The organism is Pseudomonas sp. E1MeOHC2, assembly GCF_058745025.1.
Map to the genome: position 1 here is coordinate 3,564,051 of NZ_CP196675.1, position 23,921 is coordinate 3,587,971.

General features: G+C 63.0%; 24 protein-coding genes. 15 read left to right on the forward strand and 9 right to left on the reverse strand.

Annotated features, from left to right (window positions below; translation table 11 throughout):
* Nucleotides 1-12: 12 nt before the first annotated feature.
* The 4 genes from ACSSU5_RS16115 to ydcS all read right to left on the reverse strand — a co-directional run bounded on the left by ACSSU5_RS16115 (nucleotide 13) and on the right by ydcS (nucleotide 4,073).
* Entirely contained in the window at nucleotides 13-819 is an 807-nt protein-coding gene (locus ACSSU5_RS16115; protein ID WP_492559275.1) for an ABC transporter permease, read from the reverse strand.
* Nucleotides 809-1,741 (reverse strand): ABC transporter permease, encoded by a 933-nt coding sequence (locus ACSSU5_RS16120; RefSeq protein ID WP_264310040.1) that lies wholly within the window; start codon nucleotides 1,739-1,741, stop codon nucleotides 809-811. Before ACSSU5_RS16120 ends, ACSSU5_RS16115 begins: the two co-directional genes overlap by 11 nt.
* Before the next feature lies 1 nt (nucleotide 1,742).
* Nucleotides 1,743-2,783 carry an ABC transporter ATP-binding protein gene (locus tag ACSSU5_RS16125; RefSeq protein ID WP_492559276.1) on the reverse strand — a complete coding sequence of 347 codons (1,041 nt, stop codon included), beginning with the start codon at nucleotides 2,781-2,783 and terminating at the stop codon, nucleotides 1,743-1,745.
* A gap of 138 nt (nucleotides 2,784-2,921) precedes the next feature.
* Nucleotides 2,922-4,073 (reverse strand): putative ABC transporter substrate-binding protein YdcS, encoded by a 1,152-nt coding sequence (ydcS, locus tag ACSSU5_RS16130; protein ID WP_492559277.1) that lies wholly within the window; start codon nucleotides 4,071-4,073, stop codon nucleotides 2,922-2,924.
* A gap of 210 nt (nucleotides 4,074-4,283) precedes the next feature.
* Here ydcS and ACSSU5_RS16135 point away from each other — a divergent pair, with 210 nt between their 5' ends.
* The 15 genes from ACSSU5_RS16135 (at nucleotide 4,284) to ACSSU5_RS16205 (ending at nucleotide 21,181) form a co-directional block, all read left to right on the forward strand.
* Nucleotides 4,284-4,982 (forward strand): tellurite resistance TerB family protein, encoded by a 699-nt coding sequence (locus ACSSU5_RS16135; protein ID WP_492559278.1) that lies wholly within the window; start codon nucleotides 4,284-4,286, stop codon nucleotides 4,980-4,982.
* A gap of 127 nt (nucleotides 4,983-5,109) precedes the next feature.
* Nucleotides 5,110-6,732, forward strand: coding sequence for a methyl-accepting chemotaxis protein (locus ACSSU5_RS16140; protein WP_264310036.1), 1,623 nt, complete (start codon nucleotides 5,110-5,112; stop codon nucleotides 6,730-6,732).
* Between the two features lie 5 nt (nucleotides 6,733-6,737).
* Nucleotides 6,738-7,256 carry a chemotaxis protein CheW gene (locus tag ACSSU5_RS16145; protein ID WP_264310035.1) on the forward strand — a complete coding sequence of 173 codons (519 nt, stop codon included), beginning with the start codon at nucleotides 6,738-6,740 and terminating at the stop codon, nucleotides 7,254-7,256.
* A complete protein-coding gene (locus ACSSU5_RS16150) occupies nucleotides 7,253-8,524 on the forward strand; it encodes a CheR family methyltransferase (protein ID WP_492559279.1) in 1,272 nt (423 codons plus the stop codon). Before ACSSU5_RS16145 ends, ACSSU5_RS16150 begins: the two co-directional genes overlap by 4 nt.
* Nucleotides 8,521-9,186, forward strand: coding sequence for a chemotaxis protein CheW (locus tag ACSSU5_RS16155; protein WP_264310033.1), 666 nt, complete (start codon nucleotides 8,521-8,523; stop codon nucleotides 9,184-9,186). The genes ACSSU5_RS16150 and ACSSU5_RS16155 overlap by 4 nt, the downstream gene beginning before the upstream one ends.
* Complete coding sequence (locus tag ACSSU5_RS16160; RefSeq protein WP_492559280.1) at nucleotides 9,183-11,489, forward strand: hybrid sensor histidine kinase/response regulator; 2,307 nt, start codon at nucleotides 9,183-9,185, stop codon at nucleotides 11,487-11,489. Before ACSSU5_RS16155 ends, ACSSU5_RS16160 begins: the two co-directional genes overlap by 4 nt.
* Complete coding sequence (gene wspF, locus ACSSU5_RS16165; RefSeq protein ID WP_492559281.1) at nucleotides 11,486-12,499, forward strand: Wsp signal transduction system protein-glutamate methylesterase WspF; 1,014 nt, start codon at nucleotides 11,486-11,488, stop codon at nucleotides 12,497-12,499. Before ACSSU5_RS16160 ends, wspF begins: the two co-directional genes overlap by 4 nt.
* Nucleotides 12,500-12,550: 51 nt before the next feature.
* A complete protein-coding gene (gene wspR / locus ACSSU5_RS16170) occupies nucleotides 12,551-13,555 on the forward strand; it encodes a Wsp signal transduction system regulator diguanylate cyclase WspR (protein WP_492559282.1) in 1,005 nt (334 codons plus the stop codon).
* Nucleotides 13,556-14,403: 848 nt separating this feature from the next.
* Nucleotides 14,404-15,499 (forward strand): peptide chain release factor 2 gene (gene prfB, locus ACSSU5_RS16175; RefSeq protein ID WP_492559283.1). Its coding sequence is split into 2 segments (ribosomal slippage): nucleotides 14,404-14,475 and nucleotides 14,477-15,499, totalling 1,095 coding nucleotides; the frame shifts between segments, so codons are not numbered across the junction.
* Between the two features lie 72 nt (nucleotides 15,500-15,571).
* Nucleotides 15,572-17,074, forward strand: coding sequence for a lysine--tRNA ligase (gene lysS / locus ACSSU5_RS16180; RefSeq protein ID WP_264310028.1), 1,503 nt, complete (start codon nucleotides 15,572-15,574; stop codon nucleotides 17,072-17,074).
* 204 nt (nucleotides 17,075-17,278) lie between these two features.
* On the forward strand, nucleotides 17,279-17,983 hold the full coding sequence (locus ACSSU5_RS16185) for a TetR/AcrR family transcriptional regulator (RefSeq protein ID WP_264313970.1): 705 nt from the start codon (nucleotides 17,279-17,281) through the stop codon (nucleotides 17,981-17,983).
* A 30-nt stretch (nucleotides 17,984-18,013) separates the two neighbouring features.
* A complete protein-coding gene (locus tag ACSSU5_RS16190; RefSeq protein ID WP_264310027.1) occupies nucleotides 18,014-18,562 on the forward strand; it encodes a hypothetical protein in 549 nt (182 codons plus the stop codon).
* Between the two features lie 123 nt (nucleotides 18,563-18,685).
* Nucleotides 18,686-19,963 carry a flavohemoglobin expression-modulating QEGLA motif protein gene (locus tag ACSSU5_RS16195; protein ID WP_264310026.1) on the forward strand — a complete coding sequence of 426 codons (1,278 nt, stop codon included), beginning with the start codon at nucleotides 18,686-18,688 and terminating at the stop codon, nucleotides 19,961-19,963.
* Nucleotides 19,935-20,858 carry an alpha/beta hydrolase gene (locus tag ACSSU5_RS16200; protein ID WP_264310025.1) on the forward strand — a complete coding sequence of 308 codons (924 nt, stop codon included), beginning with the start codon at nucleotides 19,935-19,937 and terminating at the stop codon, nucleotides 20,856-20,858. Before ACSSU5_RS16195 ends, ACSSU5_RS16200 begins: the two co-directional genes overlap by 29 nt.
* Nucleotides 20,855-21,181, forward strand: coding sequence for a PA3694 family proteiin (locus ACSSU5_RS16205; protein WP_264310024.1), 327 nt, complete (start codon nucleotides 20,855-20,857; stop codon nucleotides 21,179-21,181). Before ACSSU5_RS16200 ends, ACSSU5_RS16205 begins: the two co-directional genes overlap by 4 nt.
* A gap of 115 nt (nucleotides 21,182-21,296) precedes the next feature.
* Here the strand turns inward: ACSSU5_RS16205 and ACSSU5_RS16210 are convergent, their stop codons facing one another.
* From ACSSU5_RS16210 to ACSSU5_RS16230, 5 genes are all read right to left on the reverse strand, one after another.
* Nucleotides 21,297-21,614 (reverse strand): type II toxin-antitoxin system RelE family toxin, encoded by a 318-nt coding sequence (locus ACSSU5_RS16210; protein WP_492559284.1) that lies wholly within the window; start codon nucleotides 21,612-21,614, stop codon nucleotides 21,297-21,299.
* Nucleotides 21,568-21,852 carry a type II toxin-antitoxin system Phd/YefM family antitoxin gene (locus ACSSU5_RS16215; protein ID WP_492559285.1) on the reverse strand — a complete coding sequence of 95 codons (285 nt, stop codon included), beginning with the start codon at nucleotides 21,850-21,852 and terminating at the stop codon, nucleotides 21,568-21,570. Before ACSSU5_RS16215 ends, ACSSU5_RS16210 begins: the two co-directional genes overlap by 47 nt.
* A 139-nt stretch (nucleotides 21,853-21,991) precedes the next feature.
* Complete coding sequence (gene lptF, locus ACSSU5_RS16220; protein ID WP_264310021.1) at nucleotides 21,992-22,780, reverse strand: lipotoxin F family OmpA-related lipoprotein LptF; 789 nt, start codon at nucleotides 22,778-22,780, stop codon at nucleotides 21,992-21,994.
* Nucleotides 22,781-22,830: 50 nt separating this feature from the next.
* A complete protein-coding gene (locus ACSSU5_RS16225) occupies nucleotides 22,831-23,244 on the reverse strand; it encodes a DUF4398 domain-containing protein (RefSeq protein ID WP_264310020.1) in 414 nt (137 codons plus the stop codon).
* A gap of 274 nt (nucleotides 23,245-23,518) precedes the next feature.
* Entirely contained in the window at nucleotides 23,519-23,863 is a 345-nt protein-coding gene (locus ACSSU5_RS16230; RefSeq protein ID WP_264310019.1) for a pilin assembly protein, read from the reverse strand.
* Nucleotides 23,864-23,921 lie beyond the last annotated feature (58 nt).

Consider the following 23,921-nt stretch of genomic DNA (forward strand, 5'->3'; position numbering starts at 1 on the left):
ACTCCTCCAGGGTCATTTGCCACTGCCCGCCACGCTTTCTCCGCCGCGGGTCAGGTAATAGGCGCCAAGGATCGGCAGCATGGTCACCAGCATCACCAGCATGGCGACCACATTGGTCACGGGCACGTCGCGTGGTCGGCTGAGCTGGTTGAGCAACCAGATCGGCAGCGTGCGTTCGTGGCCGGCGGTAAAGGTGGTGACGATGATTTCGTCGAACGACAGGGCAAAGGCCAGCATGCCGCCCGCCAGCAACGCCGAGCCGAGATTGGGCAGGATGATGTAGCGGAAGGTCTGCCAGCCATCCGCTCCAAGGTCCATCGAGGCTTCGATCAGGCTCTGCGAGGTCCGCCGCAGGCGGGCGATGACGTTGTTGTAGACGATCACCACGCAAAAGGTCGCGTGGCCGACCACGATGGTGAACAGGCCAGGCTCGATGCCCAGGCTCTTGAACGCCGAGAGCAGGGCGATACCGGTGATGATGCCGGGCAGGGCAATCGGTAGGATCAGCATCAGCGAAATGCCCTCCTTGCCAAAAAAGCTGCGCCGGTACAGCGCCGCCGAGGCCAGGGTGCCGAGCACCAGGGCAATCAACGTGGCCAGGCAGGCGACCTGCAGCGACAGCTTGATGGATTCGAGCACATCCGGGCGCGCGAAGGCCACGGCGAACCAGTTGAGGGTAAACCCTTTGGGGGGGAAGCTGAACGCCGCATCTTCGGTATTGAACGCGTAGAGGACGATGATCAGGATCGGGAAGTGCAGGAACAGCAACCCGCCCCAGGCCGCCAGGCGCAGGCCCGTTGATGCTTTTTCAGAGTGCATCGAATGCCCCCAGGCGCTTGACGATGGACAGGTAGACCGCAATCAGCACGATGGGCACCAGGGTGAACGCAGCGGCCATCGGCATGTTGCCGATCGCCCCCTGTTGGGCGTAGACCATGCTGCCGATGAAGTAACCGGGCGGGCCGACCAGCTGTGGCACGATGAAGTCGCCCAAGGTCAGGGAGAAGGTGAAGATCGAGCCTGCGGCAATGCCTGGGATCGACAGCGGCAGGATCACCTGCCAGAACGTTTGCCCAGGCCTCGCCCCCAGGTCCGCCGACGCCTGCAGCAGGGACGGTGGCAGGCGTTCGAGCGAGGCCTGGATCGGCAGGATCATGAACGGCAGCCAGATGTACACGAACACCATGAAGCGCCCCAGGTGCGATGTCGACAGGGTGCTGCCACCTACGCCTGGCACCGTCAGCACCGCTTGCAGCAGGCCATCCAGGTGCAGCACCTGGACGAACCACTGGGCCACGCCGCCCTTGGCCAGCAGCAGGGTCCAGGCATAGGTCTTGACGATGTAGCTGGCCCACATCGGCATCATCACCGCGATGTAGAAAAATGCCTTGGTCTTGCCGCTGGTATAGCGCGCCATGTAGTAGGCGATAGGGAAGGCCAGTACCGCGCTGGCCAGCGACACCGCCACTGCCATGCCCAAGGTGCGCAGGATGATGTCGAAGTTCGACGGGTTGAACAGCGCCGCAAAGTTGCCCAGGGTCAGGTCCGGGGTCACCGCCATGGTGAAGTCGTCGAAGGTATAGAAACCCTGCCACAGCAGGTTCAGCAACGAGCCCAGATAGATCGCCCCGAACCAGGTCAGCGGCGGGATCAGCAACAGCATCAGGTAGAGGTTGGGGCGCCGGTACAACAGGTTGGAAAACCGGCGCAGCGGACCTGGGTTGGCACGGGGCGCGGTCATCTTAGCGGCCCTCGTCGAGCACGGTTTCCTGGAGTGCCGTCATTGCTTCACGGGGCCAGCGCGCCAACACCCGCTGGCCGGCCTGCCAGGTGTGCGCCTGTGCCTGCCAGCGGTCGTTGGCCTGGCTCACCGTCAGCAGTTGGCCGCTGTCCAGCAGCAGTTCGAAGCGGGTGGCACTGCCTTGGTACTGCACATCGTGCAGCAGGCCGCTGACCTGCACCTCATGGTTGGCGGCGGCCTGTTCGCCCAGGCGGATATGTTCGGGGCGGATGGAAAACGGTGCGCAGCTGCCGTTGAGTTGCTCGGCCAGCTCGCCACGCACCACGTTCGAGGTGCCGACGAACTCGGCAACGAAGGTAGTGGCCGGCTTCATGTACAGGTTACGCGGGGTGTCGACCTGTTCGATGCGGCCGCGGTTGAACACCGCGACCCGGTCGGACATCGACAGCGCTTCGGTCTGGTCGTGGGTGACGAAGATGAAGGTGATACCCAGCTGGCGCTGGAGCTTTTTCAGTTCGCCCTGCATCTGCTCGCGAAGTTTCAGGTCCAGCGCCCCGAGCGGTTCGTCGAGCAGCAGCACCCGTGGGCGGTTGACCAGGGCGCGGGCGAGGGCGACGCGCTGGCGCTGGCCGCCGGACAGCTGCGCCGGTTTGCGCGCACCGTAACCGGCCAGCGCCACCATCGCCAGAGCCTCGTCGGCGCGGGCATGGCGCTCGGCCTTGGCCACGCCCTTGACCTTGAGGCCATAAGCGATGTTGTCGCGCACGTTCATGTGCGGGAACAGGGCGTAGTCCTGGAACACGGTGTTGACGTCACGCTGGTAGGGCGGCACACCTGCGGCTTCGACGCCATGGATGCGGATCGAACCACTGTTGGGTTGCTCGAAGCCTGCGATCAGGCGCAGGCAGGTGGTCTTGCCCGAGCCGGAAGGGCCGAGCATGGAGAAGAACTCGCCATCTTCGATGTCGATGCTGACCTGATCGACGGCCTTGACCTCGCCGAAGGTGCGCGAGACTTGGGTGAACTGGACGGCTAGGGGCATGGGCGGTACTCAGCTGTGCTTGTAGTGCCTGCACCGGCCCCTTCGCGGGGCAAGCCCGCTCCCACATGGACCGTAGCGACGCTGCCCTTGTGGGAGCGGGCTTGCCCCGCGAAGGGGCCGGGACAGGCTCATTCGACCTTAGCGCCCGCCCATGATCGCAATATAATCCTGCGTCCAGCGGCTGTACGGCACGAACTTGCCGCCCTGGGCCTGCGGGGTCTTCCAGAAAGCGATCTTGTCGAAGTTGTCGAAGCCATTGGTCCTGCACCCTTCGGCACCCAGCAGTTCGCTGCCGGTGCATGCTGCAGGCACTGCCGGCAACGAGCCGAACCAGGCGGCCACATCGCCCTGCACCTTCGGTTGCAGCGACCAGTCCATCCATTTGTAGGCACAGTTGGGGTGTTTGGCCTCGCTGTGCAGCATGGTGGTGTCGGCCCAGCCCGTGGCGCCTTCCTTGGGAATGGTCGAGGCCACCGGCTGGTTCTCGGCTTTCAGGCCGTTGACCATGTAGCCCCAGGAGCTGGAAGCGACCACGCCTTCGTTCTTCACATCGCTCATCTGCACCGTGGCGTCATGCCAGTAGCGGTGGATCAGCGGCTGTTGCTGGCGCAGCAGTTCGAGCACGGCCTTGTACTGGGCCTCGTTCAGTTCGTAAGGGTCCTGGATGCCCAGTTCCGGCTTGGCCGATTTCAGGTACAGCGCCGCATCGGCGATGTAGATCGGCCCGTCATAGGCTTGCACGCGGCCCTTGTTGGGCTTGCCGTCGGGCAGGTTTTGCGGTTCGAAGACCACGCCCCAGCTGGTCGGCGCCTGGTTGAATACGGTGGTGTTGTACAGCAGCACGTTCGGCCCCCACTGGTACGGGGTGCCGTAGGCCTGCTTGTCGACCACGTACCAGCCGCCGTTCTGCAGGCGCGGGTCGATGTTTTTCCAGTTGGGAATCAACGCGGTGTTGATCGGCTGTACCCGCTTGCCGGCGATCAGCCGCAGCGACGCATCGCCCGAGGCGGTGACCAGGTCGTAGCCGCCCTTGGTCATCAGGCTGACCATCTCGTCCGAGGTGGCGGCCGTCTTGACGCTGACCTTGCAGCCGGTTTCCTTTTCAAAACCGGTGACCCAATCGTAGGCCTTGTCGCTTTCACCGCGCTCGATGTAGCCGGGCCAGGCGACGATATCCAGGCGCCCTTCGCCGGCCCCCAGGGCTTTTAGCGGTTCGGCGGCCTGCAGGCTGGCGCTGGCCAGCAACGCGCCGGTCACGGCGCCGAGCAATGCGGTCTTGTGCGCTGACATGGTGTTCCCTCTTCGTGGAGATCGGGCAGTCATCAAGAAAGCAGTGAAGCGAGTGTTATAAGCGTAGTGCGATTGCGCGAGGTATTGGCGAAATCGAGTCTAGTTGGCTTTTTGCTGGCCAATGCAACATCCGGAAGCAAATCCCCCCGTGGCGATCCCTTGAGCAAGGCTTAATCTGGCCGCTCCTTTGCAACGTCTGGAGGCACCTGAATGAACACCCGCGGATTGCTCGACCAACTGCTCAAGTCCGGCCAGCAACTGCTTGAAAAACAGGCCGGTAAAGGCGGCTCAAACAAGCCAGGCACCAGTGCCGGTGGCCTTGGCGGGCTGCTTTCTGGCGTGGGTGGCGGCGCGTTGGGGGCTGGGGCACTGGGCCTGTTGCTGGGTAGCAAGAAGGCCCGCAAGTACGGCGGCAAAGCCCTGACTTACGGCGGCCTTGCCGCACTCGGCGTGCTGGCCTACAAGGCCTATGGCAACTGGCAGGCGCGCCAGCAGGGGGCAGGGCAGGCGTCAGAGCCGCAGACCCTCGACCGTCTGCCGCCGGCCCAGGCCGAGCAGCACAGCCAGGCGGTGCTGCGCGCACTGGTGGCTGCGGCCAAGTCCGATGGCCATATCGATGAGCGCGAGCGTGCCTTGATCGAAGGCGAATTCACCCGCCTGGACACGGATCGCGAACTGCAACACTGGCTGCACGCCGAACTCAACAAACCGTTGGACCCGGCAGAGGTGGCGCGTGCCGCGCAAACGCCGGAAATGGCCGCCGAGATGTACCTGGCCAGTGTGATGATGGTCGATCAGGAGAACTTCATGGAGCGCGCCTACCTGGACGAACTGGCCCGCCAGCTGCGCCTGGACCCCGCCTTGCGCCAGGAACTGGAGAGCCAGGTCCGGCTGGCTGCAGGCCAATAGCACGCTACTTGGCTTGTCCATCAGGCAAGGATGCCTGAATACCCGCATTTCAGCCGCAAAAGCGTAGGATGCCTGGGCTATACTTCGGCGATTTTTCCCGCTCGTTGTGAATTCCTGAGGGCTGAATGTGAAAAACTGGACCTTGCGCCAACGGATCCTGGCAAGTTTCGCCGTGATCATCGCCATCATGCTGCTGATGATCGTGGCCGCCTACTCGCGGTTGGTGGCGATCGAAAGTGCCGAGGAGGCAGTGGGGACCGACAGCATCCCTGGGGTCTACTACAGCTCGATGATCCGCAGTGCGTGGGTCGACAGCTACGTTACCAGCCAGCAGCTGGTGGGCCTGTCCAACCGTCGCGACATCACGTCGGCGGACATGGAGCTGTTCAAGAGCTTCGAGGACCGCCTCAAGCAACACATGGCCAGCTACCAGAGCACTATCAAGGACAGCGCGGACCAGACCCGTTTCGACAGCTTCGTGCAGCTGGAAGAGAACTACATCAAGATCGTCGGCCAGGTGCTGGAGACCTACCGTCAGCACAACTATGTCGAAGCCGAACGGCTGATCAACGAGGTGCTGACCCCGGCCTGGATCGATGGCCGCAAGCACCTGAACGAGGTGATCGAGAACAACCGAGCCTCCGCCGATGCCGCCACCCACGACATCGTCAGCGCCGTGAGCACGGCCAAGGGCAGCATGATGGTGTCGCTGCTGCTGGCAATCGTGGCCGCCGGGGTCTGCGGGTTGCTGCTGATGCGTGCCATCAGTGCGCCCATGCAGCGCATCGTCCACGCCCTCGACCGGTTGCGTTCGGGTGACCTGAGCATGCGCCTGAGCCTGGACCGCAAGGACGAGTTCGGCGCCATTGAAAGCGGTTTCAATGAAATGGCCGAGGCACTGGCCAACCTGGTGTCCCAGGCCCAGCGTTCGTCGGTGCAGGTAACCACCTCGGTGACTGAGATCGCCGCCACGTCCAAGCAGCAGCAGGCCACCGCCACCGAGACCGCCGCGACCACCACCGAAATTGGCGCTACCTCGCGGGAAATCGCCGCCACCTCGCGTGACCTGGTACGCACCATGACCGAGGTCACGTCTGCCGCCGATCAGGCCTCGAGCCTGGCCGGCTCCGGCCAGCAAGGCCTGGCCCGCATGGAAGAGACCATGCACCAGGTGATGGGCGCCGCCGACCTGGTCAATGCCAAGCTTGGCATCCTCAATGAAAAGGCCAGCAATATCACCCAGATGGTGGTGACCATCGTCAAGGTCGCCGACCAGACCAACCTGTTGTCGCTCAATGCCGCCATCGAAGCCGAAAAGGCCGGCGAGTATGGCCGGGGCTTCGCCGTGGTGGCGACCGAGGTACGGCGCCTGGCCGACCAGACTGCCGTGGCCACCTACGACATCGAGCAGATGGTGCGTGAGATCCAGTCGGCCGTGTCGGCCGGGGTCATGGGCATGGACAAGTTTTCCGAAGAAGTGCGCCGCGGCATGTTCGAGGTGCAGCAGGTGGGCGAGCAGCTCAGCCAGATCATCAATCAGGTGCAGGCCCTGGCGCCGCGTGTGCTGATGGTCAACGAAGGCATGCAGGCCCAGGCCACCGGCGCCGAGCAGATCAACCAGGCGCTGGCCCAGCTCAGCGATGCCAGTACCCAGACGGTAGAATCGCTGCGCCAGGCCAGTTTTGCCATTGACGAGCTCAGCCAAGTGGCAGCAGGCCTGCGCGGCGGCGTGTCGCGCTTCAAAGTCTGACGGCGATGAACGACTTGCAACCCCACGCAGCGCAGGCGGGCGACGTCAAGGGCACGTTGTACCTGCTGTTTCGCATCGCAGACCAGCGTTTCGCCCTGGACGTGCACGAAGTGATCGAGGTGCTGCCGCGCCGGGCGCTCAAGCCGATCGCCCAGGCGCCGTCGTGGGTCGCGGGCATTCTCGCGCACCGTGGCGCGCTGGTGCCGGTGGTCGACCTGTCGGCGCTGAGCTTTGGCCAGGCAGCGGCGCAACGTACCAGTACGCGCCTGGTGCTGGTGCGCTACAGGGGCAACCTGCAACTCGGGCTGATCCTTGAGCAGGCGACCGAGACCTTGCGCTGCCGCCCCGAAGAATTCCAACCGTATGGCCTGGACAACGCCGACGCCCCCTACCTGGGCCCCGTGCGCCAGGATGCCCAGGGCCTGTTGCAGCGAATCGAAGTCGATGACCTGCTGACGGATGCCGTGCGCGAGCTGTTGTTTGCCGAACACTGCGGTGCCCCTGAGCAAGGACTGCCGACATGAATGAACAGCGTTTCTTCCGCTACCTGCGCGAGCGTATCGGCCTGGACGTGGAGTCGGTGGGGGCGCCCATGGTCGAGCGCGCCTTGCGCCAGCGTTGCACGGCCGTGAACGCGGTGGACCTGGACGATTACTGGCTGCGCCTGCAGCAGTCGGCGGGCGAGCAACAGGCACTGATCGAGGCGGTCATCGTCCCGGAGACCTGGTTCTTCCGTTACCCCGAATCCTTCACGGCCCTGGTCGGCCTGGCCCAGAAACGCCTCGCGGAACTGGCCGGCGCGCGTCCGGTGCGGCTGCTCAGCCTGCCGTGCTCGACTGGTGAGGAGCCCTATTCATTGGCCATGGCGCTGCTTGACGGCGGCATGAGCCCTGGCTCGTTCATCATCGACGGTATCGACATCAGCCCCATTTCGGTAGCCAAAGGTGAGCAGGCGGTTTACGGGCGCAATGCCTTTCGCGGCAGCAACCTGAGTTTTCGCGAGCGCTTTTTCGATGCGCTCGATGACGGCCACCGCTTGCATGACCGAGTCCGCCAGCAAGTCAGCCTGCAGGTAGGCAATGTGCTGGACCCGGCGCTTGCCAGCCGTGATGGCCTGTACGATTTTGTGTTCTGTCGCAACCTGTTGATCTATTTCGACGTGCCCACCCAGCAGCGCGTCTTCGAAGTGCTCAAGCGCCTGGCCCACGCCCAGGGCGTGCTGTTCATCGGGCCTGCCGAAGGCAGCTTGCTGGCCCGGCTGGGGATGCGTCCGCTGGGTATTGCGCAGTCGTTTGCCTATGTGCGCCAGGAGGGCGGCATCGCGCCGGCCGCCACGACGCCCGAGCCAGCCAGGCGCGCGCTGCCGCCTCTGGCCATGCCCGCGTACCCACCGCCGACCCCGCCACTGGCGCGGCCACTGCGAGCGCTGCCGGCCACTGCCAAGGCGCCGCTGCCGCGCGAAAGCCAGGCTGAGCATGCAGCCGAGCTGCTGGCCAGCATTGCCCAGCATGCCAATGCAGGGGCCAGTGCGCAGGCGCGCGCCGCCTGCCAGCGCTACTTGAGCCAGTTCGCGCCGACCGCGCAGGTTTACTACTGGCTGGGGTTGCTCAGCGACACCGAAGGCGATGCCGGCGAGGCGCTGACCCATTATCGCAAGGCTTTGTATCTTGAGCCGCAGCATCCCGAGGCCCTGGTGCATCTGGCCGCTTTGCTCGCGGCCCAGGGCGACCTGGCCGGTGCCCAGCGTTTGCAGGCGCGTGCTGCGCGGGCGAGTCGGGAGTCTGAACGATGAGGGGTAAATCTGCGATGCAGCTGCTTGCCCAGGCCGACGAGGGCATCGACGACTGCTGGAACCGCATCGGCGTGCACGGTGACAAACAGTGCCCGCTGCTGGAGCGGCACATCCACTGCCGCAATTGTGAAGTCTATGCCAGCGCCGCCACGCGCCTGCTCGACCGTTATGCCCTGCTACAGGATGACCAGGCCGTGGTGGCTGAGGCTGCCGAGGAAGCGCTCGGCCACTCCATGCTGTTGTTCAGGCTCGGCGAAGAATGGCTGGCCCTGGCGACCGCCTGCCTGGCGGAAATCGCGCCCTTGCAGGCAGTACACTCGCTACCGCACCAGCGTTCCCGAGTGTTGCAAGGCGTCGCCAACGTTCGCGGTGCCTTGGTGCCGTGCCTTTCGCTGGCTGACCTGCTGGGGGTGCAGCCGACCGCCGGCCAGCAGCGCAGCGGCCGCGAGATGCCGCGCATGCTGATTCTGGCTGCCGAAGGGGGGCCAGTGGTGATGGCGGTCGAAGAGATCGACGGCATTCATCGGCTTGACCCGGCACTGCTGAACAGTGGCCAGGACGCTAGGCACTTCACCGCAGCGGTGCTGCAGTGGCGTGGTCGCAGCGTGCGGGTGCTGGACGATCAACAATTACTGTCTGCGGTGCAGCGGAGCCTGACATGACCCCAGAGCAAATGCGCGACGCATCGTTGCTCGAGCTGTTCAGCCTGGAAGCCGAGGCGCAGACCCAGGTACTCAGCGCTGGCCTGATGGCGCTGGAGCGCAACCCCACCCAGGCCGACCAGCTGGAGGCCTGCATGCGTGCGGCCCACTCCCTGAAGGGGGCGGCGCGCATTGTCGGGGTCGACGCTGGCGTCAGTGTTGCCCACGTCATGGAAGACTGCCTGGTGGCTGCCCAGGAAGGCCGCTTGCGGCTGAACGCCGAGCATATCGATGCGCTGCTGCAGGGCACCGACCTGTTGATGCGAATCGCAACGCCAGGCGACACTGCCGCGCAAGCGACGCTGCCAGTGTTTCTCGCGCAGATGGCCAGCTTGCTGGACCCAGGCGCTGCGCCTGTGCCTTTGGCCCCGATTCTGCCGGCAGCACCCGTGCAAGCCATCCCGGTCGAAGCCATGCGGGTGCAAGCCATGCCGATGGCCCCCGAGGCCGTGGAGGCGGAATTCGAGCTTGAGCCCGCGCCACGGCGCAAGGCTGGCAAACGCGCTGGCGAAGGCGCGGAGCGTGTGCTGCGGGTCACCGCCGACCGCCTCAACAGCTTGCTCGACCTGTCCAGCAAGTCGCTGGTGGAGACCCAGCGGCTCAAGCCTTACCTGGCCACTTTGCAGCGCCTCAAGCGCATGCACGGCCAGGGCATGCAGGCTCTCGATGGTTTGCGTATGCAACTGGAAGACAGTGGCCAGAGCAGTGAAGTGCTCGAAGCCCTGGCCCAGACCCAGCGTCTGCTGGCAGAAACCCAGCAGATCCTGCAGCAGCAGGCCGCCGACCTTGACGAATTCGGCTGGCAGGCCAGCCAACGCGCACAATTGCTTTACGACACGGCCCTGGCCTGCCGGATGCGGCCTTTCGCCGACGTACTGGCCGGGCAAAGCCGCATGGTCCGTGATCTGGGGCGGTCCCTGAACAAGCCGGTGCGCTTGGTCATCGAAGGGGAAAAAACCCAGGTTGACCGCGATGTGCTGGAAAAACTCGAAGCACCGCTGACCCACCTGCTGCGCAATGCGGTCGACCATGGCATCGAACTGCCAGAGCGGCGCCTGCTGGCAGGCAAGGCGCAGGAGGGCGTGATTCGCCTGCGCGCCTCGCACCAAGCCGGCATGCTCAGCCTTGAGCTGATCGACGATGGCGCCGGCATCGACCTGGAACGCCTGCGTAGCGCCATCGTCGAGCGTGCCATGTCGCCTGCCGACACCGTGGCGCGGATGAGCGAGGCGGAGCTGATGACGTTCCTGTTCCTGCCCGGTTTCAGCCTGCGCGACAAGGTGACCGAGGTGTCGGGGCGCGGGGTTGGCCTGGACGCTGTGCAACACATGATCCGCGAGCTGCGTGGGTCGATCGAATTGACGCAGGTCGCCGGGCAGGGTTGCCGTTTCCATCTGCAAGTACCGCTGACCCTGTCGGTGGTGCGCAGCCTGGTGGTGGAGGTGGGCGGCGAAGCGTATGCCTTCCCGCTTGCGCATATCGAACGCACCCTGGAGGTTACCGCCGAGCAGATCGTGCAGATCGAAGGGCGCCAGCACTTCTGGCACGAAGGTCGGCATATCGGCCTGGTGGCGGCAAGCCAGTTGCTCAACCGCCCGGCAGGGCAGGACGATGAGCGCAGCCTGCGGGTGGTGGTGATTCGTGAGCGCGAGCAACTTTATGGGGTTGCCGTGGAGCGCTTGATCGGTGAGCGGGTGCTGGTGGTGATGCCGCTGGATCAGCGCCTGGGCAAGGTTCAGGACATCTCCTCCGGCGCCTTGCTCGATGACGGTTCGGTGGTGTTGATCGTCGACGTCGAAGACTTGCTGCGCTCGGTTGAAAAACTGCTCAGTACCGGCAGCCTGGAACGCATCGAGCGGGGTAGCAGTGGCGCCCGTGGCGTGGTCCGCAAACGTATCCTGGTGGTCGACGACTCGCTCACCGTGCGCGAGCTGCAGCGCAAACTGCTGAGCAACCGTGGTTACGACGTGGCCGTGGCGGTGGATGGCATGGACGGCTGGAATGCCTTGCGCGGCGATGATTTCGATTTGTTGATCACCGACATCGACATGCCCCGCATGGATGGCATCGAGCTGGTCACCCTGGTGCGCCGGGACCAGCGCTTGCAATCGCTGCCGGTGATGGTGGTGTCGTACAAGGACCGTGAGGAAGACCGACGGCGTGGCCTGGATGCTGGCGCCGACTATTATTTGGCAAAGGCCAGTTTCCACGACGATGCGTTGCTGGATGCGGTGGTGGAGCTGATTGGGGGTGCTCAGGGATGAAGATCGCCATTGTCAACGATATGCCCATGGCGGTGGAGGCGTTGCGCCGGGCGCTGGCTTTCGAGCCCGCGCACCAAGTGATCTGGGTGGCAGGCAACGGCGCCGAGGCGGTGCAACTGTGCGCTGAGCAGCAGCCTGACTTGATCCTGATGGACCTGATCATGCCGGTGATGGACGGGGTCGAGGCGACGCGGCGGATCATGGCCGAAACCCCCTGCGCCATCGTGATCGTCACGGTCGATCGCAAGCAGAACGTGCACCGGGTGTTCGAGGCCATGGGCCATGGCGCTCTGGATGTAGTCGATACCCCGGCCCTGGGGGCGGGTGATGCCCGAGAGGCGGCGGCACCCTTGCTGCGCAAGATCCTCAATATCGGCTGGCTGATCGGCCAGCAGCGCACGCCTGCCGAGCGCCCGGTCGCCACGCCATTGCGCGAAGCGTCGCAGCGTCGTGGGCTGGTGGCAATCGGTTCGTCGGCGGGCGGCCCGGCTGCGCTCGAGCTCCTGCTCAAGGGCTTGCCCCCGGCGTTTCCGGCGGCCATCGTGCTGGTCCAGCATGTTGACCAGGTGTTTGCCGCTGGCATGGCTGAATGGCTCAGCAGTGCGGCCGGCCTGCCGGTGCGCCTGGCCCGTGAAGGTGAGCCGCCGCAACCGGGGCAGGTGTTACTGGCGGGTACCAACCACCATATTCGCCTGCTGCAAAACGGCCAACTGGCCTACACTGCCGAACCCGTCAACGAAATCTACCGGCCCTCGATCGATGTGTTCTTTGAGAGCGTGGCGCGCTACTGGCGCGGCGATGCCGTGGGCGTGCTGCTCACGGGCATGGGCCGCGACGGCGCCCAGGGCCTGAAACTGATGCGCCAGCAGGGCTTTCTGACCATCGCCCAGGACCAGGCCAGCAGCGCCGTCTACGGCATGCCCAAGGCCGCCGCGGCGATCGACGCAGCGGTGGAAATCCGCCCGCTGGAGCGAATAGCTGGGCGCTTGATGGAATTCTTTGCAAAATGACGATATGTATTGAATCACGCCGCCTGGCCGGTAGTGATCGGGTGAACAGGTATGAATGATTTACCGATCGAAGGTTTCGCGACCGCCCACCAAAATTCGGCGATGGTTTTGTTGGTCGACGATCAGGCAATGATCGGCGAAGCGGTGCGTCGTGGCCTGGCCCATGAAGACAACATCGACTTCCATTTTTGCGCCGACCCGCACCAGGCGGTAGCCCAGGCCATGCGCATCAAGCCGACGGTCATCCTGCAGGATCTGATCATGCCGGGCCTGGATGGGCTGACCCTGGTGCGTGAGTATCGGAACAATCCGGCTACGCAGGATATTCCGATCATCGTCCTGTCTACCAAGGAAGACCCGCTGGTCAAGAGTGCGGCGTTTGCTGCGGGGGCCAACGACTACTTGGTCAAGTTGCCGGACAACATCGAACTGGTTGCGCGTATCCGCTACCACTCGCGCTCGTACTTGACTTTGCTCCAGCGTGACGAGGCGTACCGCGCCTTGCGGGTCAGTCAGCAACAGTTGCTTGATTCCAATCTGATGCTGCAGCGGTTGATGAATTCCGATGGCCTGACTGGGCTTTCCAACCGGCGTCATTTCGATGAGTACCTGGAGTTGGAGTGGCGTCGGGCGATGCGTGAGCAGCAGCAGTTGTCGTTGCTGATGATCGATGTCGACTACTTCAAGGCTTATAACGACAGCTTCGGGCATCTGGCGGGGGATGAGGCGTTGCGTCAGGTGGCTGAAGCGATCCGTGGTTCGTGCTCGCGGCCGACTGATTTGCCGGCGCGCTATGGGGGCGAGGAGTTTGCCTTGGTGTTGCCCAATACGTCCCCGGGTGGGGCGCGGCTGATTGCTGAGAAACTGCGCCAGACGGTGTTGGGGGTGGGGATTCCGCATAATGCGCCGGTGGCGGATTCGCGGTTGACCGTGAGCATTGGTTTGGCGACCCAGACGCCGGCTGTTGGTGGGCATTGTCGGCAGCTGATTTCGGCGGCGGATAAGGGGTTGTATCAGGCCAAGGACAGCGGGCGTAACCAGGTGGGTATTGCCTGAACTAGCTGCTGCATCAGCTTTTGATCTTGTTTTTGATCTTGATCTTGATCTTCTGCGACTTCAGGAGGCCGAGTGGAGGTGACTGGAGGGCCAGGTGCGCAGCACCCTTCGGCGTAGCCGAAGGCGCGAGATGTAGGTTTGCGGAGCAAACCGTAGGCCGCGCGGGCCCGGAAGGCACCGGAGCGAGGGGACCCCGAAGCGCAGCGTAGGGGCCGTATGATGGAGCAAGCGGTTTTTGGTTACTTTTTTCCAAGAAAAAAAGTGACCCGCCGTAAGGGCGGAAAGGTGAGTGTGCGCCGCTATCGTAAATGAATGTCTACGCGGTGTGTCCGCCCATAGTTGTGCTTTGTGCTTTGTGCTTTGTGCTCCAACCGCTGGTATTGAGATCTGGCAAAGTCCATTTGCGATGGCGACGCTTAATCACCTTTCCGCTCTTACAGCGGGTCACTTTTTGGCAAACGCCCCAAAAAGTAACCCAAAAGGTCTGCGCTCCATCATACGGCCCCTACGCTGCGCTTCGGGGTCCCCTCGCTCCGGCGTCTTACGGGCCCGCGCGGCCTACGGTTTGCTACGCAAACCTACATCTCGCGCCTTCGGCTACGCCGAAGGGTGCTGCGCACCTGGCCCTACAGACGCCTACGCTCGGCCTCCTGAGTCGCTGAAGATCAAAAGCCAGATCAAGATCAAGATCAAAAGCCAAATCAAAAGCCGGATCAAGAGCATGAGTGTGGGTTTGGTTTTTAGGCGGTATTGGGGCCACCACACAGGACAGGTGGGGCTGGGCCCCACCGCGCCGACTCAGTTATACTCGCAGGCTTTTCACCGAATTCGCACGAGAACCCCCGCCCATGGAAATCCAACCGATCCTGAACACCATCAAGGACCTCACCGAGCGTTCCCAGTCCATTCGGGGGTATCTTTGACTACGATCACAAGCATGACCGCCTGATCGAAGTTAATCGCGAGCTGGAAGATCCAAACGTCTGGAACAAGCCCGAATATGCCCAGGAACTGGGCCGCGAGCTCGCTACCCTCAAGCAGATCGTCGAGACCCTGGATGAACTGTCCGGTGGCCTGAACGACTGCCGCGACCTGCTGGACATGGCCGTCGAAGAGAACGACGAAGGCGCCGTTGACGACGTGATCGCCGAGCTGCAGCGCCTCGAAGAATCCCTGGCCAAGCTCGAATTCCGCCGCATGTTCAGCGGTGAGATGGACATGAACAACGCCTACCTGGACATCCAGGCCGGCTCTGGCGGCACCGAAGCCCAGGACTGGGCCAACATCCTGCTGCGCATGTACCTGCGCTGGGCGGACAAGCGCGGTTTCGACGCCACCATCATGGAACTCTCCGAAGGTGAAGTCGCCGGCATCAAGGGCGCTACCGTGCACATCAAGGGCGAATACGCCTTCGGCTGGCTGCGTACCGAAATCGGCGTGCATCGCCTGGTGCGCAAGAGCCCGTTCGACTCCGGTGCCCGTCGCCACACTTCGTTCTCGGCCGTCTTCGTATCGCCCGAGATCGACGACAAGGTCGAGATCGAGATCAACCCGTCCGACCTGCGTATCGACACCTACCGCTCCTCCGGCGCCGGCGGCCAGCACGTCAACACCACCGACTCCGCGGTGCGTATCACCCACGTGCCGACCAATACCGTAGTCAGCTGCCAGAACGAACGTTCCCAGCACGCCAACAAAGACACCGCCATGAAAATGCTGCGGGCCAAGTTGTACGAGCTGGAAATGCAGAAGCGTAGCGCCGCCTCCCAAGCCTTGGAAGACAGCAAATCGGACATCGGCTGGGGCCACCAGATTCGCTCGTACGTGCTCGACGCGTCGCGGATCAAGGACCTGCGCACCAACGTTGAACGCAGCGACTGCAACAAGGTGCTCGACGGCGATATCGACGAATATCTGGAAGCCAGCCTGAAACAGGGCTTGTAAGCTTCACACCTGCTGAGAAGACCCTCGCCTGCGGGCGAGGGCAATGAATTCCCTGATGGAAGATGTGACCACATGAGCGACCTCAATAGCGCACCGCAAGACCTGCAACAGGAAGAAAACACCCTGATCGCCCTGCGCAAGGAAAAACTTGCCGCTGAGCGCGCCAAGGGCAATGCCTTCCCCAATGACTTCCGTCGCGACAGCTACTGCAACGACCTGCAGAAGCAGTACGCCGACAAGACCAAGGAAGAACTGGAAGCTGCAGCGATTCCGGTCAAGGTTGCCGGGCGCATCATGCTCAATCGTGGCTCGTTCATGGTCATCCAGGACATGACCGGTCGCATCCAGGTCTACGTCAACCGCAAGACCCTGCCGGAAGAAACCCTGGCCGCCGTCAAGACCTGGGACCTGGGCGACATCATCAGCGCCGAGGGCACCCTGGCCCGCTCCGGCAAAGGCGACCTGTACGTCGAGATGACCAACGTGCGCCTGCTGACCAAGTCGCTGCGCCCGCTGCCTGACAAGCACCACGGCCTGACCGACACCGAGCAGCGCTACCGTCAGCGTTACGTCGACCTGATGGTCAACGAAGAAACCCGCCACACCTTCCGCGTCCGCTCGCAGGTGATCTCGCACATTCGCAAGTTCCTGATCGAGCGTGACTTCCTCGAAGTCGAAACGCCGATGCTGCAGACCATCCCCGGCGGCGCCGCGGCCAAGCCGTTCGAAACCCACCACAACGCCCTGGACATGGCCATGTTCCTGCGTATCGCGCCGGAGCTGTACCTCAAGCGCCTGGTGGTCGGTGGTTTCGAGAAAGTCTTCGAGATCAACCGCAACTTCCGTAACGAAGGTGTATCGACCCGGCACAACCCCGAGTTCACCATGCTCGAGTTCTACCAGGCCTACGCCGACTACAACGACAACATGGACCTCACCGAAGAGCTGTTCCGCGAGCTGGCGCAGCTGGTGCTGGGCAGCACCGACGTGCCGTACGGCGACAAGGTGTTCCACTTCGGCGAGCCGTTCGTGCGCCTGTCGGTGTTCGACTCGATCCTCAAGTACAACCCCGAGCTGACCGCCGCCGACCTGCAGGACGTCGACAAGGCCCGTGACATCGCCAAGAAAGCCGGTGCCAAGGTGCTGGGCCACGAAGGCCTGGGCAAGCTGCAGGTGATGATTTTCGAAGAGCTGGTCGAGCACAAGCTGGAGCAGCCGCACTTCATCACCGAGTACCCGTTCGAAGTGTCGCCGCTGGCCCGTCGCAACGACGACAACCCGGCTGTGACCGACCGCTTCGAGCTGTTCATCGGTGGCCGCGAAATCGCCAACGCCTACTCCGAGCTTAACGATGCCGAAGACCAGGCCGAGCGCTTCCTGGCCCAGGTGGCCGAGAAGGATGCCGGTGACGACGAAGCCATGCACTACGATGCCGACTTCGTCCGCGCCCTGGAATACGGCATGCCGCCGACAGCCGGTGAAGGCATCGGTATCGACCGCCTGGTAATGCTGCTGACCAACTCGCCGTCGATCCGCGATGTGATCCTGTTCCCACATATGCGTCCGCAGGCCTGAGCCAATTGAACAAGCCGCCTTTCGAGGCGGCTTTTTCTTGCCTGAAGCCTGATGTTGTCTGTACCGGCCCTTTCGCGGGCAAGCCCGCTCCCACAGGTACTCCTCAGCCCTCAGCGCCTGTGCCAAACCCTGTGGGAGCGGGCTTGCCCGCGAAGAGGCCGGTGCTGCCACCCCTGTTCATGAGGTACCCCCGTGACCCCTGCAATCGCCGAGCAAGGCGCCGCCGGCATCGCCACCGCCGTCGCCGAAAGTGTGCAGTACCAAGGCCGCAAGACTGCCCGTCAAGGCAGCGAACAGCGTCGCCAGCTGATCCTCGACGCCGCCATGCGCATCGTCGTGCGCGACGGTGTGCGCGGTGTGCGCCACCGTGCCGTGGCCGCCGAGGCGGGTGTGCCCCTGTCGGCCACCACCTATTACTTCAAGGACATCGAGGACCTGCTCACCGATACCTTCGCCCAGTACGTCGAGCGCAGTGCCGCCTACATGGCCAAGCTCTGGGCCAACACCGAGGTGGTTCTGCGCCAGCTGCTCGCCCAGGGTGATGGCAGCCCGCAGGCCAGGGCGCGGCTGGCCGACGAGGTGGCGCGCATGACGGCGGATTATGTATCCCGTCAGTTGCTCAATCGCCGCGACTTTCTCATGGCCGAACAAGCCTTCCGCCAGGAGGCACTGTTGTGCCCGCGCCTGGCCGAACTGGTATGCGCCCACGAGCAGATCCTGCTGCACGGGACCCGACAGTTACTGCAGGTAGTCGGATCGCGGCAACCGGAACAAGACGCGCAAATGTTGACGGCGATTATCGAGCAGATGGAATATCAGGGCCTGCTCAAGGATGCGAACGTGCAAGCCGATGGGCAGATGCTCGCTATGCTTACCCGTTACCTGCACCTGGTGCTGGCATCGGCCTGAGCCGAGACCTGAATTTTCAAGGAGAACCTGATGAAAGCCTGGCGTGTGGTGTTGTTGACGCTGTCATTCCTGCTGCTGGGCGGTTGTCTGGTGACCTTTCATGAGCCATTGCCGAGCAACCAGGCCGCGCCCAAGGCCCTGCTCGGCAAGTGGAGCAGCAAGGATGCCTGGGGCGAGCCGCTGAAGCTGGTCATCAGCCGCAGCGGCGGCGATGCCTACAAGGCGGTGGCCACGGCCAAGGGCAAGGCCCCGGAAGAGTACGTCTTCACCGTGTCGCGCCACGGCAATCGCTGGTACCTCTCAGCCGGCGTGCCCAAGCGCCTGGGCGGCAATTTCCTGATTGGCGGTTTCGAAGTCGTCGATGGCAAGGAACTGGTGGTATACAACCTCGATGTCGAACAGGTGCAGCAGGCGGTGAAGAACAAAGAGCTGACCGGGCGCAATACCGAAGTGCCGGAAGACAACGGCGAGGGCGTGCTGATCGACAGCCCCTCGGCGCGGGTGCTGGCGTACCTGGACGACCCGGCCAACTCCGACCTGTTCGTCGAGGTGGCACGCTTCCAGCGCAGCGGCAAGTAGTTGCCTGTACTGGCCTCTTCGCGGGCTAGCCCGCTCCCACAGGGGTGGCACCGTACCTGAGGGCAGCGCAGTACCTGTAGGAGCGGGCTTGCCCGCGAAGAGGCCCTTGAGTAAGGATTCGAAGTGGACGAGTACCAGCAAACCATACGCGCACTGTCAGACCGCATCGTCGCGGCGCAGACCCCCATTCGTGTGCTCGATGCGGTGAAATGGGACGACAACATCCGCCACGGCTTCCTCAAGGCCAAGGGCAAGGAGCCACCCGCCGTAGACCGCGCCTATTACCAGTCGCGCCCGCTGTCGTTCGACTCCAATGCCGTAAAGGCCGAATTCCAGAACATCGAGCGCGACATCACCCGCCAGTTGGGCCAGTTCAACCCGGTCGGGCAGATCATGCGGCGTATGTGCAAGGAATACCGCATGGTGGTGCGCATGCTCGAAGCGCGCGGCACCGAGGACTTCGGGCTGATCTCGCAGGAGCTCTACGGCGCGGCGTCCGACGCCTTCCACGCCGGTGACCCGACCCTGGCCGACCTGGGTCTGATGCTCTCGGACTACCTGAACAACATCGATGGCCGTGGCGACCTCAAGGACGAGCCAAAGAACCTGACCGCCAAGGAGGCCGTGGACATCCTCCAGCGCCGCCTGAACAAGGTGTTCGGCGAGGCCGAGGAAACCATCCGCGTGTTCGAGTCCGACGGCATCGTCGCCGATGCGGCGGCAGGTGCCGACTACATCAAGGTGCGCGCCGATGCCATGTTCAACAGCCGCGATGTGCGTGCGCTGGAGGTGCATGAGGGGCTGGTGCATGTGGGGACTACGTTGAACGGCCTCAATCAGCCGATCTGCACCTTCCTGGCCAAAGGGCCACCCTCGTCAACGGTGACTCAGGAAGGGCTGGCGATTCTCATGGAGGTGATCGCCTTCGCGTCCTACCCTAGCCGGCTGCGCAAGCTCACCAACCGTACACGCGCCATCCACATGGTCGAGGAGGGCGCCGATTTCCTCCAGGTGTTCGAGTTTTTCCGTGCCCAGGGCTTTGAAATGGCGCAGAGCTACAGCAACGCCAGCCGGGTATTCCGCGGCTCGGTGCCCAACGGGTTGCCATTCACCAAGGACTTGTCCTACCTCAAGGGCTTCATCATGGTTTACAACTATATTCAGTTGGCCGTGAAGAAGGGCAAGCTCGAGCAGATCCCGCTGCTGTTCTGTGGCAAGACCACCCTGGAAGACATGCGCACCCTTCGCCAACTGGTCGAGGAAGGGCTGGTCGAGCCACCCAAGTACCTGCCCGAACAGTTCCGTGACCTCAACGCGCTGTCGGCCTGGATGTGTTTCTCCAACTTCCTCAACCACCTGAGCCTGGATCGCATTGAAGCCGACTACGCGAACATTCTCTGAATGCTGCCGCCTGCTGGCCCTCGGGGTACTCCTGCTGGGCCTGGCCGGTTGCAGTAGCCTGCTGTTCTACCCTGAGCCCGGCCAACCCTTTACCCCGGAACGGGCCAAGCTCGACTACCGTGACGTCGCCCTGACCACCGCCGATGGCGTGCGCCTGCATGGTTGGTGGCTGCCGGCCAAGGCCGGCGTCGAGCTCAAGGGCACCGTGCTGCACTTGCATGGTAACGGCGGCAACCTGGCGGGCCATCTGGGGGGCAGCTACTGGCTGCCGGAGCAGGGCTACCAGGTGCTGATGATCGATTACCGGGGCTATGGGCTGTCCCACGGCAAGCCGAGCTTGCCCGAGGTCTATGAAGACATCGCGGCGGCCATAGCCTGGTTGGACAAAGCGCCCGAGGTCCAGGGCAAGCCGCTGGTGCTGCTGGGGCAGAGCCTGGGCGGCGCCATGGCTATTCACTACCTGGCGGCCCACCCCGAGCAGCGCCAGCGCTTCAGTGCGCTGGTGTTCGATGGCGTGCCGGCCAGTTACCGTGCGGTCGGGCGCTTTGCCCTGAGTACCTCGTGGATGACCTGGCCACTGCAAGTGCCCCTGTCGTGGCTGGTGCCGGACGGCGACAGCGCGATTGGTTCGGTCGAGCGACTGGACAGCCCGCCGAAGCTGTTCTTCCACAGCATCGACGACCGCCTGGTGCCACTGGACAACGGCATCCGCCTGTACCAGCACGCACCGCCGCCGCGGGTCCTGCAACTGACCCGTGGTGGCCATGTGCAGACCTTCGCCGACCCGGTGTGGCGCCAGGTGATGCTGCGCTTTCTTGATGACCCGAGTCATTTCAACGGCCTGCGGCGGCTTGCCGAAGTGCCCAATTACCCTGACGAGAAGAACAAGCAATGAGTGAAGAACGCAACGCCATCCCGCTGATCCTGACCGGCGTCGGCAGCATCATCGTGACGGTGGGGGCTTTGTGGTACTACGGTTACCTGCATTTCGCCAAGCCTGAAGACGCCCTGTTGCTGCAGGATTTCACCATGCTCAAGACCGTGCCGGGCGAGGATTACAAGGTTTCCCTGGAGCCTGCGCCGCAGGTGGCCCAGTGCGTGGATGGCGTGCTGGTGTTGTTCGACATGCAACAGAAAGGCCTGACCGGCGTGTTGGTCGACAACCGCAAGCGTGCGGTGCGCTGCATGGGGGAGGAGACGCCGCAGCAGGTGCAGTAACCTGAATTCTGTCGTTGCCGTTCCGGCCCTTTCGCGGGCAAGCCCGCTCCCACAGGTACCCCGTTGATCTCACGAACGACGCATAGCCCGCGAAAGGGCCGGAACAGTCAAAACATCACATCAAGCGAGACTTTGCCGCATCGTACACATCGCTTCTTTCTCGCTTGCCTACAGCGATGACGATGACCACCACTCGCTCATCGATAACCTGATAAACCAGGCGATAGCCCGATGACCTCAGCTTGATCTTGTAGCAGTCGGGCATGCTGGACAATTTGTCCTTGTCCACCCTGGGCTGCGCCAAGCGCTCTTTGAGCTTTCGCGCAAACTGGATTTGCAGTTGGCTATCCAGTTTTCTGAATTCCCTCTGTGCCCGAATATTGAATTCAAGGCTGTGGTTTTTTGCTGCCTTGGGCTTGGGCGATGAGCTCATCAATATCCACTTTCACGGTGGGCTCGCCACGTCGCTGGCGTACCAGCTCAGCCAGTTGCATGTCGTCGATCAACTCCATCATCGCTTCGTAACGTTCTGGTGGTACTGCATAGAACGCCGGCTCGTTGCGATTTAGGATGACCACCGTTTCACCAGCCGCTTCACGGATCGTGCCCATGGGGTCCTTTTTCAGGTCAGTGATGGATGCTGCCAGATCGGCTAGAACCGGGTAGGTCATAGTTGTATCAACCCGTGAATGCAGTTATTGATGACACGACTATAGATCTTTAAAGAGTGCTTTTAAAGGTGCCTTTTATTTTGCCGACAAATGAAAAACCCCGCCATCACGGCGGGGTTTTTCTTTGAATCGAGTCAGCTTACTGCACCTGGCTCACCGAACGCGGTGCCACTGGCTGGTTGTCATTGGAGATGGTCACCTCCACCCGACGGTTCTGCGCACGGCCCGAGTTGCTGCCGTTGTCAGCCACCGGGTACTCCTTGCCATAACCCTGGGCGACGATCCGCGCCGGGTCGACACCCGCGCGTACCAGTGCCATGCGCACCGCACCGGCGCGACGCTCGGAGAGGGTCTGGTTGTAGTTGGACGAGCCGACGCTGTCGGTGTAGCCCTCTACGATCACCTTGCGTTCCGGGTTTTCCTGAAGGAACTGGGCCAGCTTGGTGACGTTGGGGTAGGCGTTGCTCTTGAGCTCGGCCTTGTTGAAGTCGAACAGGACGTCGCCGAAGGTCACCAGCGTACCGCGGTCGGTCTGCTTGGCATTGAGGCTGTCCTGCAGCTTGGCGATCTGCGCATCACGGGCATCCAGTTTGGCCTGGGCGCGCTGGGCAGAGGCGTTTTTCAGTTCGCCTTCGGCGGTGCGCAGGGCAATGGTCTGCTTGGCGACTTCAACACGCTGGTTGGTCAGGTAGGCGAGTTGATCGACCTTTTTCTGGTCCTCGCGATCCATGTAGGCCTTGTCGGCCTTGTTCAGCCAGTCCTGGGCATCCTTGGTCTCCAGCGCGGCGACCTTGCTCGACTGCGGGTCGCTCTGCAGCGCGGAGAAGTTGGTGCGGGCCGACTCAAGGTTGGCGTTCGGGTCGTGCGAGCAGGCTGCAAGACCGACGCTCAGGGCCAGCAGGGCGGGAATCATGACGTGTTTGCGCATAGTGTTCATCCTTTGATCGAGTGCGAAGGCTAAGGGTGGCGGGGCAGGGCTCACTGAGCGCTGCGCAGGCCTTCCTCACGTACGTCCTGAACGCCCTGGCGGGCATCCTGCACAGCCTTCTGGGCCTTGGCCGCCTGAGCCTTGCGTTCCGCGAGGCGGGCGTCCCATTCAGCCTGTTCGGCCAGACGCTTGGCGTCGTCGTACTGCTTGTCGTGCATGGCGATTTCGGCTTGCTTGAACTTGTCCTGGGCCGCTTTCATCTCCACGGCGGCGTACTCGGTACCGCCAGCACTGACGGCAGAGTTCACGGCGGATTGGGTAACGGCATACTGCTCGGTGGGCGGGTTGCCCGCACAGCCGGCCAGGACCAGGCTACTGCCCAGGGCCAGCGCGGCCAGCTTGAACCCGCGCACATGAGTGGATGACGGTTTGAAAGTGCGGGTCTTCATGGTGGTCAGCTCCATTGGATCACTCCTGATAACGACGATGTCCGTAGCAGTCCATCGCTCAATCCCTGACAGTTGCCGTTGCTTCAGCTGAACGGTGCACGAGGGCAGTGTGCAGGGTTTTAGCGTGATGGCTATTTGCTCGGACTGGGGCGTTTTTCGAATAGTTCAGAAAAAAATGCCGTAAACGGATAAGTTTTTCTGACTGATTGGTCAGTGAGTTTTGCCCGGAACTTTCAGCGTCATGCGGGGTATTCCGGGCCTTGCAGGCCCGGAATAATGTGCTGGGTGGTTATTTTTCGCTGTCGCCAGCGGTGCTGCTCAGGTCGTGCAGGTGGCGGCGGGACAAGGACAGAAAGCGCGGGGTAGGGCCAATGTCTTCGAACAGAGGGTCGCCCTCTTCATCGGTGGCGATGACCTGGCGCCCCTGCACATAAGGGAAGCTGGCTTCCAGTTCCTCCAGGGCCGCCGCCACCAGTTCGCCAAGCAATTCTTCGGCGGTACGCTTGGGGTACATGTCGATCAGCGCGGCCAGGCGCGCCTCGGACTCCAAGTCCAGATGCAGCACATGGCCGGTGCGGCTCAGGGTACCTGCGGCATTCTGTTCCCAGTGCTGGGCGAGTTCACGGATTTTCATGATGACCTCTGTCAACGCCTCGAAAGGCTGCATTGCATCGGAGTGCTCTGCTTGCACT